Annotated in this window: 13 protein-coding genes and 2 tRNA genes; 2 read left to right on the forward strand and 13 right to left on the reverse strand. The window is 61.2% G+C overall.

Going from position 1 to position 13,846, the window contains the following annotated elements:
• Positions 1 to 3 precede the first annotated feature (3 nt).
• The 4 genes from hyfB to FGQ61_RS02295 form a co-directional block, all read right to left on the reverse strand.
• Complete coding sequence (gene hyfB / locus FGQ61_RS02280; protein ID WP_138374444.1) at positions 4 to 2,022, reverse strand: hydrogenase 4 subunit B; 2,019 nt, start codon at positions 2,020 to 2,022, stop codon at positions 4 to 6.
• The gene (locus tag FGQ61_RS02285) at positions 2,015 to 2,632 is read right to left on the reverse strand and encodes a 4Fe-4S dicluster domain-containing protein (protein ID WP_022095203.1); all 618 of its coding nucleotides are present in this window, start codon (positions 2,630 to 2,632) and stop codon (positions 2,015 to 2,017) included. Before FGQ61_RS02285 ends, hyfB begins: the two co-directional genes overlap by 8 nt.
• Before the next feature lie 78 nt (positions 2,633 to 2,710).
• Positions 2,711 to 4,933, reverse strand: a complete 2,223-nt coding sequence (fdhF, locus tag FGQ61_RS02290; protein WP_138374445.1) for a formate dehydrogenase subunit alpha — start codon at positions 4,931 to 4,933, stop codon at positions 2,711 to 2,713.
• 74 nt (positions 4,934 to 5,007) lie between these two features.
• The gene (locus FGQ61_RS02295) at positions 5,008 to 5,526 is read right to left on the reverse strand and encodes a 4Fe-4S dicluster domain-containing protein (RefSeq protein ID WP_138374446.1); all 519 of its coding nucleotides are present in this window, start codon (positions 5,524 to 5,526) and stop codon (positions 5,008 to 5,010) included.
• Positions 5,527 to 5,953: 427 nt separating this feature from the next.
• Between FGQ61_RS02295 and FGQ61_RS02300 the strand changes: the two genes are divergently transcribed.
• Both FGQ61_RS02300 and FGQ61_RS02305 read left to right on the forward strand, forming a co-directional pair.
• Entirely contained in the window at positions 5,954 to 6,277 is a 324-nt protein-coding gene (locus tag FGQ61_RS02300; RefSeq protein WP_055286157.1) for a type II toxin-antitoxin system RelB/DinJ family antitoxin, read from the forward strand.
• A complete protein-coding gene (locus tag FGQ61_RS02305; protein ID WP_195211959.1) occupies positions 6,270 to 6,746 on the forward strand; it encodes a PIN domain-containing protein in 477 nt (158 codons plus the stop codon). Before FGQ61_RS02300 ends, FGQ61_RS02305 begins: the two co-directional genes overlap by 8 nt.
• Positions 6,747 to 6,856: 110 nt before the next feature.
• Here the strand turns inward: FGQ61_RS02305 and FGQ61_RS02310 are convergent, their stop codons facing one another.
• The 9 genes from FGQ61_RS02310 to FGQ61_RS02350 all read right to left on the reverse strand — a co-directional run bounded on the left by FGQ61_RS02310 (position 6,857) and on the right by FGQ61_RS02350 (position 13,843).
• The gene (locus tag FGQ61_RS02310) at positions 6,857 to 7,858 is read right to left on the reverse strand and encodes a hypothetical protein (RefSeq protein ID WP_138374447.1); all 1,002 of its coding nucleotides are present in this window, start codon (positions 7,856 to 7,858) and stop codon (positions 6,857 to 6,859) included.
• Positions 7,859 to 8,191: 333 nt separating this feature from the next.
• Positions 8,192 to 8,265, reverse strand: a tRNA-Gly gene (locus tag FGQ61_RS02315).
• A gap of 6 nt (positions 8,266 to 8,271) precedes the next feature.
• A tRNA-Pro gene (locus FGQ61_RS02320) sits at positions 8,272 to 8,348 on the reverse strand.
• 91 nt (positions 8,349 to 8,439) lie between these two features.
• Positions 8,440 to 9,798 (reverse strand): branched-chain amino acid transport system II carrier protein, encoded by a 1,359-nt coding sequence (gene brnQ / locus FGQ61_RS02325; RefSeq protein WP_138374448.1) that lies wholly within the window; start codon positions 9,796 to 9,798, stop codon positions 8,440 to 8,442.
• A gap of 67 nt (positions 9,799 to 9,865) precedes the next feature.
• Positions 9,866 to 11,005 (reverse strand): aminotransferase class V-fold PLP-dependent enzyme, encoded by a 1,140-nt coding sequence (locus tag FGQ61_RS02330; protein WP_138374449.1) that lies wholly within the window; start codon positions 11,003 to 11,005, stop codon positions 9,866 to 9,868.
• Positions 11,002 to 11,253 carry a putative Se/S carrier protein gene (locus FGQ61_RS02335; protein ID WP_117847551.1) on the reverse strand — a complete coding sequence of 84 codons (252 nt, stop codon included), beginning with the start codon at positions 11,251 to 11,253 and terminating at the stop codon, positions 11,002 to 11,004. The genes FGQ61_RS02330 and FGQ61_RS02335 overlap by 4 nt, the downstream gene beginning before the upstream one ends.
• A gap of 19 nt (positions 11,254 to 11,272) precedes the next feature.
• Positions 11,273 to 11,899: a sulfurtransferase-like selenium metabolism protein YedF gene (gene yedF, locus FGQ61_RS02340; protein ID WP_138374450.1), complete on the reverse strand. Its 627-nt coding sequence runs from the start codon at positions 11,897 to 11,899 to the stop codon at positions 11,273 to 11,275.
• A 59-nt stretch (positions 11,900 to 11,958) separates the two neighbouring features.
• Positions 11,959 to 13,008 (reverse strand): selenide, water dikinase SelD, encoded by a 1,050-nt coding sequence (gene selD, locus FGQ61_RS02345; RefSeq protein WP_138374451.1) that lies wholly within the window; start codon positions 13,006 to 13,008, stop codon positions 11,959 to 11,961.
• A 70-nt stretch (positions 13,009 to 13,078) separates the two neighbouring features.
• Complete coding sequence (locus FGQ61_RS02350) at positions 13,079 to 13,843, reverse strand: acyl-CoA dehydratase activase (protein WP_138374452.1); 765 nt, start codon at positions 13,841 to 13,843, stop codon at positions 13,079 to 13,081.
• Positions 13,844 to 13,846: the final 3 nt, after the last annotated feature.

The raw sequence follows: 13,846 nt of genomic DNA on the forward strand, positions 1-13,846 counted from the left end.
TCCTTAACCCATTTGCACGGCGAGCACGAGGAACACCACGAGTGCCGCGACGATGTAGCAGATATAGATGCTGTAGTTGCCGCCCTCGAGCTTAGTCGCGAGGTCGGCGAGCTTCTCGACACCCTTATGCGGGGCATCGACGAGAACCTTGTCGGGTACGGGCTCCACAGCCTCGGCCACACCGGTGAGCTTCTGGAAGAAGCGCGCGATGGACCAGCAGACGGCCGTGCAGCGGTCGCGCAGCGTGTAGAGCGGCTGCATAAACCAGGACACCTCGGAGGCAAAGGTCGTGGCCACGACGGGCATATGCTCGTTGGGAGCATAGCCGCATGCCCACGGCTGGGACTTCTGCACCTTACCGACGGTCTTGAGCTTGCGATAGCCGCAGGCAAGGCCGACGAGCACCACGAGCGCAATAGCGATCGCGGGCGTGGAGGTGACAGCGCCGGAGTACTGGTTCATGAGCTCCATGCCCTCGGCGGCAAACACGCCACCGTACGGATGCAGCACGGACGCGGCGACATCGACCAGCACGGGAGCGATCACGGGAGCACCAATGCCCAGCACGACGCAGATGGCCGCGAGCAGGCCCTGCGCAAACACCATGGGGGCGGGAACCTCCTTGGCATTGGCCGCGGCCTCGGAGCGGGGCGCGGAGGCAAAGGAAACGCCATAGGCCTTGACAAAGCACGTGACGGCCAGCGCGCCGGTAATGGCAAGCGCGACGGCAGCGAACACGGCCACGATCATGACGGCCTTGTCACCCTGCATGGCGGCATTAAACAGCGACTGATAGGTAAACCACTCGGACACAAAGCCGTTGAAGGGCGGGATGGCCGAGATGGCAAGCGCGCCAACGAGGAAGCAGATGGCCGTTGCCGGCATACGACGGAACAGGCCGCCCATCTTCTCCATATTGCGCGTACCCGTGGAGTACAGCAGTGCACCGGCGCCCAAGAACAGCTCGCCCTTAAACATCGCGTGGTTAAACGTGTGGTAGAGGGCGGCCATCAGAGCCAGGACGGCGATGCCGACCGAGTTGAGCGCCATAGCGGCCATGGAGGCGCCGACGCCGAGCAGAATGATGCCGATGTTCTCGACGGAGTGATAGGCCAGCAGGCGCTTGATGTCATGCTCCTGCAGGGCGAAGGCCACGCCGAGGACCGACGAGATCGCACCGAAGACCATGACCATAAGGCCCCACCAGACCTGAACGCCCGAGGCGGAGAGCAGGTCGAGGCCCACCTTGAGGATGCCGAAGATACCGATCTTGATCATGCCGCCGGACATGAGGGCCGACACGTTGGACGGCGCCTCGGGATGCGCCTTGGGCAGCCAGCCGTGCAGCGGGATGATACCGGCCTTGGCGCCAAAGCCAAAGAAGGCGAGCACAAAGCACACGGATGCGACCGCGGGGCTAAACTGCGTAGCGCGGAAATCCGCAAAGGCAAACGAGCCACCGGCGAAGTTGGTCATGGTGAGGAAGCTCGCCATGATGAGCACAAAGCCCACGTGCGCGATCACAAAGTAGAGCCAACCGCCATGGATGGAGTTCTCGTTCTCCTCGATCACGACCAGGAAGTACGAGGTCAGCGACATGAGCTCAAAGGCGACCAGGAACCAAAACACGTTGTCGGCGGTGATGACGAGCATCATGGACGCCACGAAGGTGTTAAAGAAGAAGCCGGCGCGGCCCTTTTTGCCCGGGTACTCATCAAAGTAGTTGAGACCGTAGATCGAACCGGCAAACGCAAGCACCGAGATGAGCGCCACGAACAGGCCGGACAGCTGATTGAGCAGCAGCTGGAAATGGGCAAACGGGAAAAACACGATGGTATCGACCGACGTGACATTGCCCAGCACGGCCTGGATACCGGCCACAAACGAAAGCACCGCGGCGACGGCGCCGATAAGGCAGCCGGCGGTCTTGGCGGCGTTATCGGCCTTGATCAGCAGAACCGAGGCGAGCGCACCGATGCACGAGACGGCAAGCGATGCGATAAACAACGTCATGCTATCCATTGTTTACGCTCCCTTCTGCTTTCTCGGACAGGCCCTGGGCCACAGCGGTAACGTCGACGACGGGACCGTTTTCGATCGAGCGCAGGCGCTTGGCCTCGTCGAGCTCGCGATCGGCCGCGCCGCCCATGACGGTCAGTGCCTTGGTGGGGCACGCCGCCACACAATGCGGGCCGTCCGGATCGAAGGCGCACAGGTCGCACTTGACAGCGCAGGTGTACTGGCCAGGAGCCCACGTAAGCAGGCTGCTCAGGGACTTAGGATACGAAGGCGTCGGGTCGCACATGCCTGCGACACCGGCGATAGACGTGCCATCGGGATGGATGGCTCCGAAGGGGCACGCGATGGCGCACAGCCTGCACCCGATGCACTCCTGCTCCTTGACGTGGATGCGATCGCCATCGTGCTCGATGGCATTCACCGGGCAAACCTCAGCGCAGGGGGCACCCTCGCAATGGTGGCAGGCAAGGGCGGCCGAAATACCGCCGGTCTTCACGAGCGCCAGACGCGGCGTATCCTGAAGACCCTGCATCCGGTGGGCGTCGGCACAGGCGGACTGGCATGTTCCGCAGCCGATGCACCTCTCCGGGTTGATGTCGATGAAGCGGTTCATCCCCACTTCCTTTCAAAATAACGGGCCGGGCTCCCGAACGTACGGGACGCCCGGCCCAAAAAGCCAACGAGAACGGGACTACACGATTTGGTTCACGTGCGTCTCATCGTCGAACTTGGCGGCGCCGGGCTCAACGTCCTGGGGAGCGGCGGCATCCACCAGAGCCTGCTTGAGCTCGGTGTACTGACGCTCGACCTCGCCCTCGGCCCAGACCTGGTCGGCGATAGCGTCGACCTGGCAGGCGGAGAACTTGTCCTCGGGCGTATGCGAGACCGGGTCGACCTTGTGAATGGTCAGCTCGTTGCACTTGCCGATCCACCACTGGTAGGTCATATAGACCGTGCCCTTGTTGATGCGATCGCTCACGTCGGCGCGGCTGTATACCTGGCCGCGGCGGCTGTGAATCGAGACGATGTCGCCGTTCTTGATGCCGCGCGCCTGGGCGTCCGCGGGATTCATGCGGACAAAGCCGGGCTCGTCGGCGAGCAGCGCCAGCGTCTTGCAGTTGCCGGTCATCGAGCGGCAGCTGTAGTGGCCGACCTCGCGGACGGTGCACAGGATGAGCGGGTACTCATCGTCGGGAAGCTCGGATGGCGCCTCCCAGTCGTGCGCCATCAGGTTGGCGCGGCCGTCCTTGGTGGTGAACTTACCACCAGCGAACATGTCGGCCGTGCCGTGGTCGTTCACATCGGTGCTCTTGACGGGCCACTGGGCGTAGCCACCCTCGGGAGCCATCTTCTCGTAGGTTGCGCCCACAAAGTTGGGGCACAGGCTAATGCACTCGTTCCAGATCTGCTCGGTGTTGTCGTAGTGCATGGGGTAACCCATACGCGTAGACAGGTCCGCGAAGATCTCCCAGTCGTGACGGCACTCGCCCTTGGGCGGAACAGCCGCGTCAAAGTGCTGGAAGCTACGGTCGGATGCGGTAAAGACACCCTCGTGCTCGCCCCAAGAGGTGGCAGGCAGGATGACGTCGGCGAGCATGGTCGTCTGCGTCATAAAGATGTCCTGGCAAATAAACAGATCCAGCTCGGAGAGCGTCTTGCGCATTCCGGCCGAATCGGGCTCGGTCTGCACCGGGTCCTCGCCGTAGTTGTAGAAGCAGTGCACCTTGCCCTCGTCGACCAGGTGGCCCAGGTCGGTGAGCTTGTAGCCCTCCTCGAGCGGGAGCTTTTCCTCGGGCACGCCCCAAGCCTTGGCAAACTTGGCACGCACTGCCGGGTCGGTGACTTTCTGGTAGCCAGGGTACAGGTTGGGCAGCATGCCCATATCGCAAGAGCCCTGGACGTTATTCTGGCCACGCACGGGCGCGAGACCGGAATTGGGTTTGCCGATCTGACCGGCAACGCAGGCGATGGAGGCGATGGTGTGCACCGTCTTCAGGTTCTGCTTCTGCTGGCATACGCCCATGCCCCAGCCAATGATGGCAGAGGGCTTCGCCGTGGCGTACATCTCGGCAGCTTGGTGGATCAACGCGGGCTCGACACCCGTGATGTCCTGTACGGATTCGGGAGTGTAGTTCTTGATGGTCTCCCACCACTCGTCAAAGCCGTTCGTGTGCTCGGCGACGAATTCCTTGTCGTAGAGGCCATCGTTGACCAAGCAGTTGGCAAAGGCGTTGAGGAACGCAACATTGCAACCGTTCTTGATCGGAAGGTAGAGATCGGCGATACGCGCGGTTTCGATATGGCGCGGGTCGGCGACGATGATCTTGCAACCCTTTTCTTTGGCTCGCACGATACGCCTTGCGACGATGGGGTGCGAATCGGCAGAGTTATAGCCGAAGAGGAAAATGCAGCCCGCATCCTCCATACCGGGGATGGAGCATGACATGCAACCTGAACCAACCGTGTCCATCAGACCGAGGACAGTAGGGCCGTGTCAAGTACGGGCGCAGTTGTCCACGCTGTGGGTGCCGATGCACGCACGCGTAAACTTCTGCATGACGTAGTTCGCCTCATTGCCGCCGCCTCGCGAAGAGCCGGTGGTCATGACAGCGTTAGGACCATATTCGTCAATTATGGCCTGCATCTTAGATGCGGTGAAATCCAGTGCCTCGTCCCAGCTTACGCGCTCAAGATCCGCGCCCTTGGTGCGGCGGATCATCGGGTGCAGTACGCGAGGAGTCAAGATCTTGGTGTCGTTGATGAAGTCGTAGCCGCTCATGCCCTTAAGGCACAGCTCGCTCTGGTTGGTGATGCCGTTGAGCGGTTCGGTACCCACGACCTGGCCATTTTGGACCAAGAGGTTAAACTGGCAACCGGCGCCGCAGTACGGGCAAATCACTTTATGCTTCTCCATGACACCCTCCTTCCTTTCTCTGCTACCGAATACTCGGTACTTATTTGACAATCATTGGGCCTGTCGCCCGACGCTTACGCCTCGTTTTCGATGGTGGCGCGGGCACGCTCGGCAGTCAGTTCCGCCAGGCGCTCCTCGTCTACCAGGGTGAGGCCCTTGGTCGGGCACGCCTCGGCACACGCCGGACCGCCGGGACGGTCCACGCACAGGTCGCACTTGAGCACGAAGCTCTTGGTCTGCGAACCCACGCGCACGTCGCCCATCAAGACGGGGACCTGCGTGGTCGCCACACTCACGGCGCCAAAGGGGCAGGCCATGACGCAGCTCTTGCAGCCGATGCAGTTGTCCTCGTTGATGCCGATGCGATGGTTCTTTGGATCAAAGAACAAGGCGCCCGTGGGGCAGGCCTTGGCGCACGGAGCGTCCTCGCAGTGATGGCAAGCCACCGGTGCGGAGATCTCGTACGTACGCGTCACGCGCAGGCGCGGCGCGGCGATGTTGCCGGGAATATCGTGTGCCTCGATGCACGCCGCCATACAGGTTTGGCACCCAATGCAGCGTGAAGAATCAGCCACGACTCGTTTATTGCCCATGTTGTTCACTCCCTCCTGAATCCCATGCCGGAGAGACCCTGCCGACGTTGCCCCGGACCGCCCGTGGTCCGGCATCGGCGTATCGAGTGCATGCGGCGAAACAGGCACTTCGATAGAATTCCTCCAACGATATACAGGTTAAATATACGCAGTTGCAGGGGGCAAACTTGAGCATAGGCCCTGCAATACGGGTGTATTGCAGGGGTTTTGGCAGGTTGGAATTATTCTCTAGAAGCTATAAAGGTGAGTGTATTACATGCGTACGCCTCAGAGATTTTTATGCGCTCTCATTTTGGATGTACTACGCTTGTATTCGTGTTTATGGTTATCAACTTGAGTGAAATAAAGTAATCGTTATAAGATGCTCAAGTATCGGCACATGCCGCATTTGACCGACTATATTGCACGCTCATTAAGGGGGCCAGTGATGTCATCGACTCAAAAAAGAGCCATCCTGCAGGTGCGCATTCGCGAGGAAGACAAGCAGCATGCCGAGCATCTCTACGATGCCATGGGCACATCGCTCGCCGAGGCTGTCCGCTTATTTGTCGCGCAAAGCATTTTGATGCGCAAGCTCCCCTTTCAGCCGGTCGCCGTGCGCTCAAAGGACGGCACCGCCGCCTATGGATCGCTCAAAGCATATGGTGACCCCAATCGCCGCGCCGAGGAGCGCAATGCCTGGATTGAATACCTAGCCACAGAAAGCGATGAGTCGGTTTTGGGTCCCGAGGAAGTAGATATCCATGAGTAGCACCATCATCGACGAGACCGTCATCCTGCGCTACCTGCTTAACGACGACGAGGTCCTGTCACCGCGCGCCGCCAAGGTCATCGCCACGCGCACCGCTCGTGTCTACCCCGAAATCATCACGCGCGTCGTGGTCACGCTGCGCGACGTCTATAAGGTTCCCCGCGTTGAGATTGCCGCGGCCATGAAAAGGCTGCTCGATGACGTCATGGTCGACGAGCCCACCGTTGTCGCCCTTGCCGTCAAACTCTTTGGCAAGACCCATATGGACTTTACCGACTGCCTCCTTGCAGCCCGAACCGCCATCTACAACGATGATGTCGTGAGCTTTAGCAAGCCCATCATCCAAGGCATGATCGATTACCGCCGCAAGCGCCAAACCGTGGCCGACGTTCGCGACCGCGCCGCCGAAGCCCGCAGCCGAAGCACCGACTCCACCATCGACAAACTCCGCCATCACGGTCGCCACTAACCCCATCCCCACCTGAGTTGCGGTGAAATACGGACTGATTTATGCCTTTAAAGGCCACAACAGTCCGTATTTCACCGCAACTTATTGAAGGTGGACCGCGAACGATTTCGCTATCGGGAGTCTGCGTAGGGTTTTATTGTCGGAATGCCGTAACCGCGCATCATGGCACCGAACGATTCTACGTCGTAGGTGTCCGAGAGTTTGAAATGAATGACGTTGTGGCCCATGGCGCGAAGGTTCGCGTCGCGCATGAGGGCCGCTCGATACGTTTTTGCCGCCGCCCGCTCTGGATCATTTTGAGCCTCGTCTTCAAACTTGCCTAGCCCATGCAGCTCTGCCAGCGTCCATGAGCCGTCTGGCATCTGCCAGCCATAATCTGCTAGATAATAGCCAGCGTTTCCCGGTCGCGTTATCTCAACTTGAAGCTCGGGCGCGGCAACCCCAGCGAGAATCATCGCTGCTCTCGCCTCAGACTCGCCGCCATTGTCTGACCTGCCGTCCATATACTCAAAAACGTCAAAAGCACGCGCGATGCCATGCAGCCCTCGACAATTTGCCTGCGCATATGCTCGCAGCTCTTCGCGTTCGACATCGTACTCACGGGCCAAGCCATCGACATAACCCAGCGCATAGCGAAAGGCGCTCGATCGCGCGATATCAACAACCGTTCGACACGGATCCGTCAGTGTAAACAGACCAAGCCGCCACACTTCGCCCGGGCGCCAGCGCTTGTATTCAACGAACTCATACGTATCACGCCTTGTAGACCGTGGCAGCAGCACTTGCACTTTATCCAGAAGCGTATACGCCGAGCCGATGCCGTAGAGCAACGCTGCTGTCGCTCCGCAAAACACAGCATCCGGTTCAACGACCGCAATAGCGGATGCCAGCTGAAAGATACGATCTTCAACCCCAAGATTATTCCAATAGACCGGATCCGCATACACATGGTTGTAAAGACGAAGCATGAGCTCTTCCTGCATAAGCTCGCGCGCACGGCGTTCATCCCAAGGATCAATTGTTATAAGCAGCTGTCCATCTTGATGAATTCCAACGGCCGAGAATAGCATCCTTGCATAGGACTGCGGAAAATGTTTGCCTTTATCGAGCATGGCCAACCCCATAACCATCACGGCGGAGAGAATACCATTACGCTATCGCATGCTTCCGTCCGCAGGCCTTGCCAAAAGCTGACCAAAAGCTTGACGTCGCAGGTCAGAGCTTCAAAAAATATTTCCACTCTCGGTAGACGGTCGCTACGATCCTCCCAACGGCATCAAAATCCAACCTTACAAATAGTTGCGGTGAAATACGGACTACATGGGCCATAAAAGCCGAAAAACAGTCCGTATTTCACCGCAACTTAGGTGGGGATGTGGGGTCCCCGGCACGTTTACGAAAACGGCTCTGATCCCAAAGGGAATCAGAGCCGTTAAGCTATCTTATGGAGCGGGCGACGGGAATCGAACCCGCGTCATCAGCTTGGAAGGCTGGGGTTCTACCATTGAACTACGCCCGCAAGATATGGTCGGGACGACAGGATTTGAACCTGCGACATCCTGCTCCCAAAGCAGGCGCGCTACCAAACTGCGCCACGTCCCGAAGGTGTTGAGCAGCTAAGGTCTAAACCTTGCGTGTCCCAAAGCGAAGGAAATTATAGGGGAGACTCCCCGCCTGTGCAAGCGCAGAAACCCTAGCTCCTCGAATGTGCGACAAACTTGCTGTGGAGCAGACCGATCACAAACGCCACCACGGCAACCGGCGCCCACGCGGCTCCAATGTCCGCCAGCGGCAGCGCATCGAACGGCAGCCACGCACCCGCAAAGAACGCGTCTCGAACCGAGGTAATCACGCTCTGCACCGCGACAACGCCGCCGACCCAAACCCACACCTGCGGATGCGCGTCGCAAAAACCGTGCACCAGGCCCATAAGCACCAGCACGATGGCAACGGGATACAAGGCGTTGAGCATGGGCACCGAGAACATAAGGATCACGTCGAGGCCCACGTTGGAGAGTACGCACGAAAACGCCGCGAACACAAAGGCGAGAATCGCGAAGGGGCGGCGCATGGCCTCCTCGGAGGCCTCCGCTCCCCCCTCGATCACATACGTCTCGCAGAAGTAACGCGAGCAGCAGCTGATGAGGCCGATGCACACGTTCATGCAGGCGAGGAAGAAAATCGCAAATACCACAACCGTGCCGGCAAGGCCAAAGTGCATGGAGGCCGAACGAGCAAGAATTGCAGCGCCGTTGGTGGCGTCGGGCATCACGGTGCCGAGCTGCATACCGGCAAGCGCTAGGCCGCAGTAGATGATGGCCATGAGCACGCCGGCGATCACACCGGAACGCGAAATCTCGAAGGCCACGCGTTTGTCATTGGTAACACCCAACTCGTGGATGGTCTCGGCGATGATGATGCCGAAGGCGAGCGACGCAAGCAGGTCCATGGTCTGGTAGCCGGTCAAGAAGCCCTGCACGGCAGCACCGGCATCATAGGGAGCTTGCGGGGCGGCAGCCGGTCCCAGCGGCGAGATCACGGCGGCACCCACGACCAGCACGATGAGCGCAATGAGCGCGGGACCCGTAATGCGCCCGAGTACGCGCGTGATAACGCCCGGACGCAGCGTGAGCGCAAACGCGACGACAAAGAAGCCAACGGCAAACACCAGGCGAGCCGTGCCGAGTGAAACGCCCTCGGGCAGTAGCGGCACCAGCATCTCAAACGCCGTGGAACTCGTACGCGGAATGGCAAGGCACGGACCGATTGCCAGATATACTGCCGCAACAAAGAACTCGCCAAACTTGGGGTGCACGCGGCCGGCAAGCTCGCGCGCCGTTCCGGCAAGCGCCACGGCAATAAAGCCCATGACGGGCAGGCCGATGGCGGCGATGAGAAAGCCGAGCATGGCGACCGGCGTGGCAGAACCAGCCTGCAGCGCCAGCAGCGGCGGAATAATGAGGTTGCCGGCGCCAAAGAGCATCGAGAACAGCGCAATGCCGACGGTAACGACATGGTCGGAGCGCAAACCGCGCGGAGCGGATGAGGCCATATGCACACCTTTCGGGTCGAAACAAAAACGGGACGGGCAAAAGGCCCGTCCCGCAAGTATATACGCTCTAGCAGGCTAAATCGCGCAAAGCGTCAATCGCGGTGTCGACTTCCTCGTCCGTGTTGAAATACCCAAACGAGAAGCGGACGACGCCCTGGCGCTCGGTCCCCAGCGCGCGGTGCATGAGCGGAGCGCAATGGGCACCGGGGCGCGTCGCAATCCCCCACCCTTGCATGAGCGCGTCCGAAATCTCGGCAGAGTCGATATCGGCTACGTTGAGCGACACAATCGCAGAGCGCGCCTGCTGGTCAAAGGCACCGTAGAGCTTAATCCCCGGAATCTTGCGCACACCGGCAAGGAAGCGATCAGCGAGCGCACGCTCGTGGGCAGCAATCGCCTCGACCCCACCCTGGGCCTCGATAAAGTCGAGGCCGGCAGAAAGGCCCGCGATGCCGTGGCCGTTGAGCGTGCCCGCCTCAAGGCGCGTGGGCCACTCAAGCGGCTGCAGCGCATCGAAGCTGTGCACGCCCGTGCCGCCCATGGCCCACGGAGCCACGTCAATGCCCTCCGCCACGGCCAGGCCGCCGGTCCCCTGCGGACCCATGAGCCCCTTGTGGCCGGTAAAGCACACTATGTCGAGGCCCATGGCCTGCATGTCGACACGCGCCGTACCGGCAGACTGCGAGGCATCGACGATCACCAGCGCACCGGCCGCATGGGCGATGGCCGCCACACGCACAATGTCGACAGCGTTGCCGGTCACGTTGGAGGCGTGCGTCACAACCACGGCACTCGTACCGGGCGTGACTAGCCGCTCGAGCTCGTCGTAGTCGAGCACACCGTTTGCGTCACAGCTCGCATGCTCAACGGTCACACCCCGCTCCGCTGCCAGGCGGTTGAGCGGACGCAGCACGGAGTTATGCTCGAGCACCGTGGTGACCACGCGGTCGCCGGGGCGCACCACGCCACAGATGGCGGTGTTGAGCGCCGCCGTAGAGTTGGGCGTAAAGCACACATGGTCCGCCCTCGGGCAACCCAAAAGGCGCGCGAGCTTGGCACGGCAACCGTGAATGGTACGAGCGGCGTCGAGGGCACCCGACGTGGCGCCGCGCCCGGCATTGCCGAGCGAGCACATCGCTTGCGTCACGGCATCGATGACCGCCTGCGGCTTGTGCATGGTCGTCGCCGCGTTATCCAGGTAGATCATCGCACGACCTCCCACATGTCGATCACCGTAAAGCCCTCGGTGGGAACGCCCGCCGCGGCGAGTTCGCCGCGCAGCAGTTCCTCATCGGCAGGCAACGCCTTCCACGCCAAACCGCAGCCGGCAGCGACCTCCCCGGGCACGGGAATCGTCCGCCCGGGAAGACCGCGCTCGATGCACAGGGATTCACAACCCATGGCGGCCGCCGTGGTAGGAAACGTGATGACAAGCGCCGGGCGCTTCTCCCTCATGGCAACTCCAACCAATACGCTACGGGCGCACGACGCGCACGGCCTGCTCCATCTTCTCCACGATCACGTACATGTTGGTGACCTCGCCCACCGCAAGCTGGTCTTTAATGCCATAGTGGTCGAGGCAGGTGCCGCAGGTGAGAATCTCGACACCCTGCTCCGCCAGGCCCTTCAGGTCGTCGAGCACCGGCGAACCCTCGACGGTGAGCTTGGCACCGCCGTTGTAGAACAGCATGGTCGCGGGCAGTTCCTCCTGCTGCGTCACGGCAAAGATAAACGCCTTCATGAGCTTGTAGCCCAGCTCGTCGTCGCCACGGCCCATGCAGTCGGTGTAGACGGAAATGACGAGCTTGCCCTTGCCGGCGCTGGCATCACAGAAGGCAGCGCCATCCTGCTCGGGATCGGCCACGGCAACGGCGCCAGAGGTCGCCACGGTCACGTGCCACTCGGCGTCAGAAACCTTCTCGACCAAGGCCGTGCAGCCCTTCTCCTGCGCCATCTTGGAGATGTTCTTGACGGCGGTCTCGTTATCGACCGAGGTCACGACTGTGCCCTCGCCATCGAGCTGCTTCAGGGCTTTGAGCGTCTTGACGACGGGCAGCGGGCAGGCATCGCCCATGGCATTGACTTCAATTTTGGTAGACATAGTTTTTCCTTTCAAAAGGGACCGCCCAGAACAGTAGGCGGTCGCATAAACGGTTTTCCTTAATGCACAACGCGAACGGCAGGACCGCCCGGCACCGGCTCGCACACGCGGCCGATCGTAGCGGCAACGCGCCCCTCGGCATGTAAACGACGCGCAAGCTCATCCGCATCCGCCGCGGGCGCCGCAATAAGCAAACCGCCCGAAGTCTGCGGATCGTACAGCGCATCCAGCATGCCCGGCTCCAGGTCATCGTCGGCAGCTACACGCGGGCCAAAGAAGTCCTGGTTGCGGTAGGAGCCCGCGGGGATAATGCCCAGACGCGCCATGTCGAGCACCTGGTCAAAGAGCGGCACCGCCCCCGACGCGAGCTCGATTTGCACGCCCGAGCCCTCGGCCATCTCGCACGCATGCCCGATCAGACCAAAGCCCGTAATGTCGGTGCAGCCGTGAAGCTCAAGTCCCTCGGCCAGACGAATCGGAGCCTCGTTGAGGGTGCGCATCGAGTCAAACATGGCTGCGGCCTCGTCCTGCTCGATGAGCTCGCCCTTAATGGCCGTGGTGATAATGCCCGAGCCGATCGCCTTGGTCAGCAGCAGAACATCGCCCACGCGTGCGCCGCTGTTGGCGAGCATGCGGTCGAGCGCGACAAAACCACTCACGGACAGGCCGTACTTGGGCTCGTCGTCGTTGATGGTATGGCCGCCCGCGATGGAGCAACCCGCCTCGACGCACTTGTCGGCGCCGCCCGCCAGAATCTGGCCGGCGACCTCGATGCCCAGGCAGCTCGGGATGCACAGCAAGTTCATGGCATGGCTCGGCCGCCCGCCCATGGCGTAGATATCCGACAGCGAGTTGGCCGCGGCGATCTGGCCAAAGAGGAACGGGTCGTCGACCATCGGTGGGAAGAAGTCGATGGACTGCACGAGCCCCAGGTTCTCCCCTACGCGGAAGACGCTCGCATCGTCGGAGGTATCGAACCCTACGAGCAGGTTGTCGTTATGCACATTGGGTAAATCGCCCAGGACCTGGGCGAGGGCTCCGGGAGCCAACTTAGCGGCTCAACCGCTCGCGGCCGTCATGGACGTGAGCCTAATCTGATCGTCAGCCATCGATACCTCCTCTCATCGGTCAATCATTTTCTCCCAGTATACGCATGAATGCGAGCCTGCGGCGGATGCATTAATTGAGCGCCTGTGCGCGAATCGCCGCGCCAATCGCTCCGGCAAAGCGAGCCTGGGGCGAGGTGGTCACCGGCGACCCCAGCAGCTCGCCCAACCGCTCCACCACGAAGGCGTTCTCGCACAGGCCACCGGTCAGGTAGTACGGGGCGCCCGCGGCCTGCCCGGCCATGGTCGCCACGCGCGAGACCACGCTGTCGATCACGCCACGTGCAATGTTCTCGCGCGGCTCACCGCGACCGATCAGGCTGATGACCTCGCTTTCGGCAAACACCGTGCACATGCTGCTGATCTTGGTGGGCTCACCGGAACGCGCAAGGTCGGCCATCTGCTGTTGGGAAATACCCAGACGGTCGGCCATGATCTCCAAAAAGCGCCCCGTACCGGCAGCGCACTTGTCGTTCATGGCGAACTTGGCCACGCGGCCACTTTTAAGCTGAATGACCTTGGTGTCCTGGCCGCCCACGTCAATCACCGTGCCGTGATCGCCAAACAGGCGCACGGCACCGGTGCCGTGGCAGGTGATCTCGGTCACGACCTTGTGCGCATAGGGCACGGCGACACGGCCGTAGCCGGTCGCGATCACGCGCACGTCGTCGGCAGCCACGTCATAGTCGGCTGAAGCGAGCTCGCCGCGCAAGCGCTCGGCCGCATCGACCGACGAATACCCCGTCGGCATGACGCAGGTCCACGCAATGGCGCCGTCCGTCTCCACCACTGCAGCCTTCGCGGCCGTCGAGCCTATGTCGATACCAATGCCAGCCACGGC

This window comes from Collinsella aerofaciens (assembly GCF_005844325.1).
GTDB classification, from domain to species: domain Bacteria; phylum Actinomycetota; class Coriobacteriia; order Coriobacteriales; family Coriobacteriaceae; genus Collinsella; species Collinsella aerofaciens_G.

What these genes read in the sequence shown, in the direction of transcription:
- hyfB (WP_138374444.1), bottom strand. Translation starts at nt 2,022, where the DNA reads ATGGATAGCATGACGTTGTTTATCGCATCGCTTGCCGTCTCGTGCATC.
- FGQ61_RS02285 (WP_022095203.1), bottom strand. Translation starts at nt 2,632, where the DNA reads ATGAACCGCTTCATCGACATCAACCCGGAGAGGTGCATCGGCTGCGGA.
- FGQ61_RS02295 (WP_138374446.1), bottom strand. Translation starts at nt 5,526, where the DNA reads ATGGGCAATAAACGAGTCGTGGCTGATTCTTCACGCTGCATTGGGTGC.
- FGQ61_RS02300 (WP_055286157.1), top strand. Translation starts at nt 5,954, where the DNA reads ATGTCATCGACTCAAAAAAGAGCCATCCTGCAGGTGCGCATTCGCGAG.
- FGQ61_RS02305 (WP_195211959.1), top strand. Translation starts at nt 6,270, where the DNA reads ATGAGTAGCACCATCATCGACGAGACCGTCATCCTGCGCTACCTGCTT.
- FGQ61_RS02310 (WP_138374447.1), bottom strand. Translation starts at nt 7,858, where the DNA reads ATGCTCGATAAAGGCAAACATTTTCCGCAGTCCTATGCAAGGATGCTA.
- brnQ (WP_138374448.1), bottom strand. Translation starts at nt 9,798, where the DNA reads ATGGCCTCATCCGCTCCGCGCGGTTTGCGCTCCGACCATGTCGTTACC.
- FGQ61_RS02330 (WP_138374449.1), bottom strand. Translation starts at nt 11,005, where the DNA reads ATGATCTACCTGGATAACGCGGCGACGACCATGCACAAGCCGCAGGCG.
- FGQ61_RS02335 (WP_117847551.1), bottom strand. Translation starts at nt 11,253, where the DNA reads ATGAGGGAGAAGCGCCCGGCGCTTGTCATCACGTTTCCTACCACGGCG.
- yedF (WP_138374450.1), bottom strand. Translation starts at nt 11,899, where the DNA reads ATGTCTACCAAAATTGAAGTCAATGCCATGGGCGATGCCTGCCCGCTG.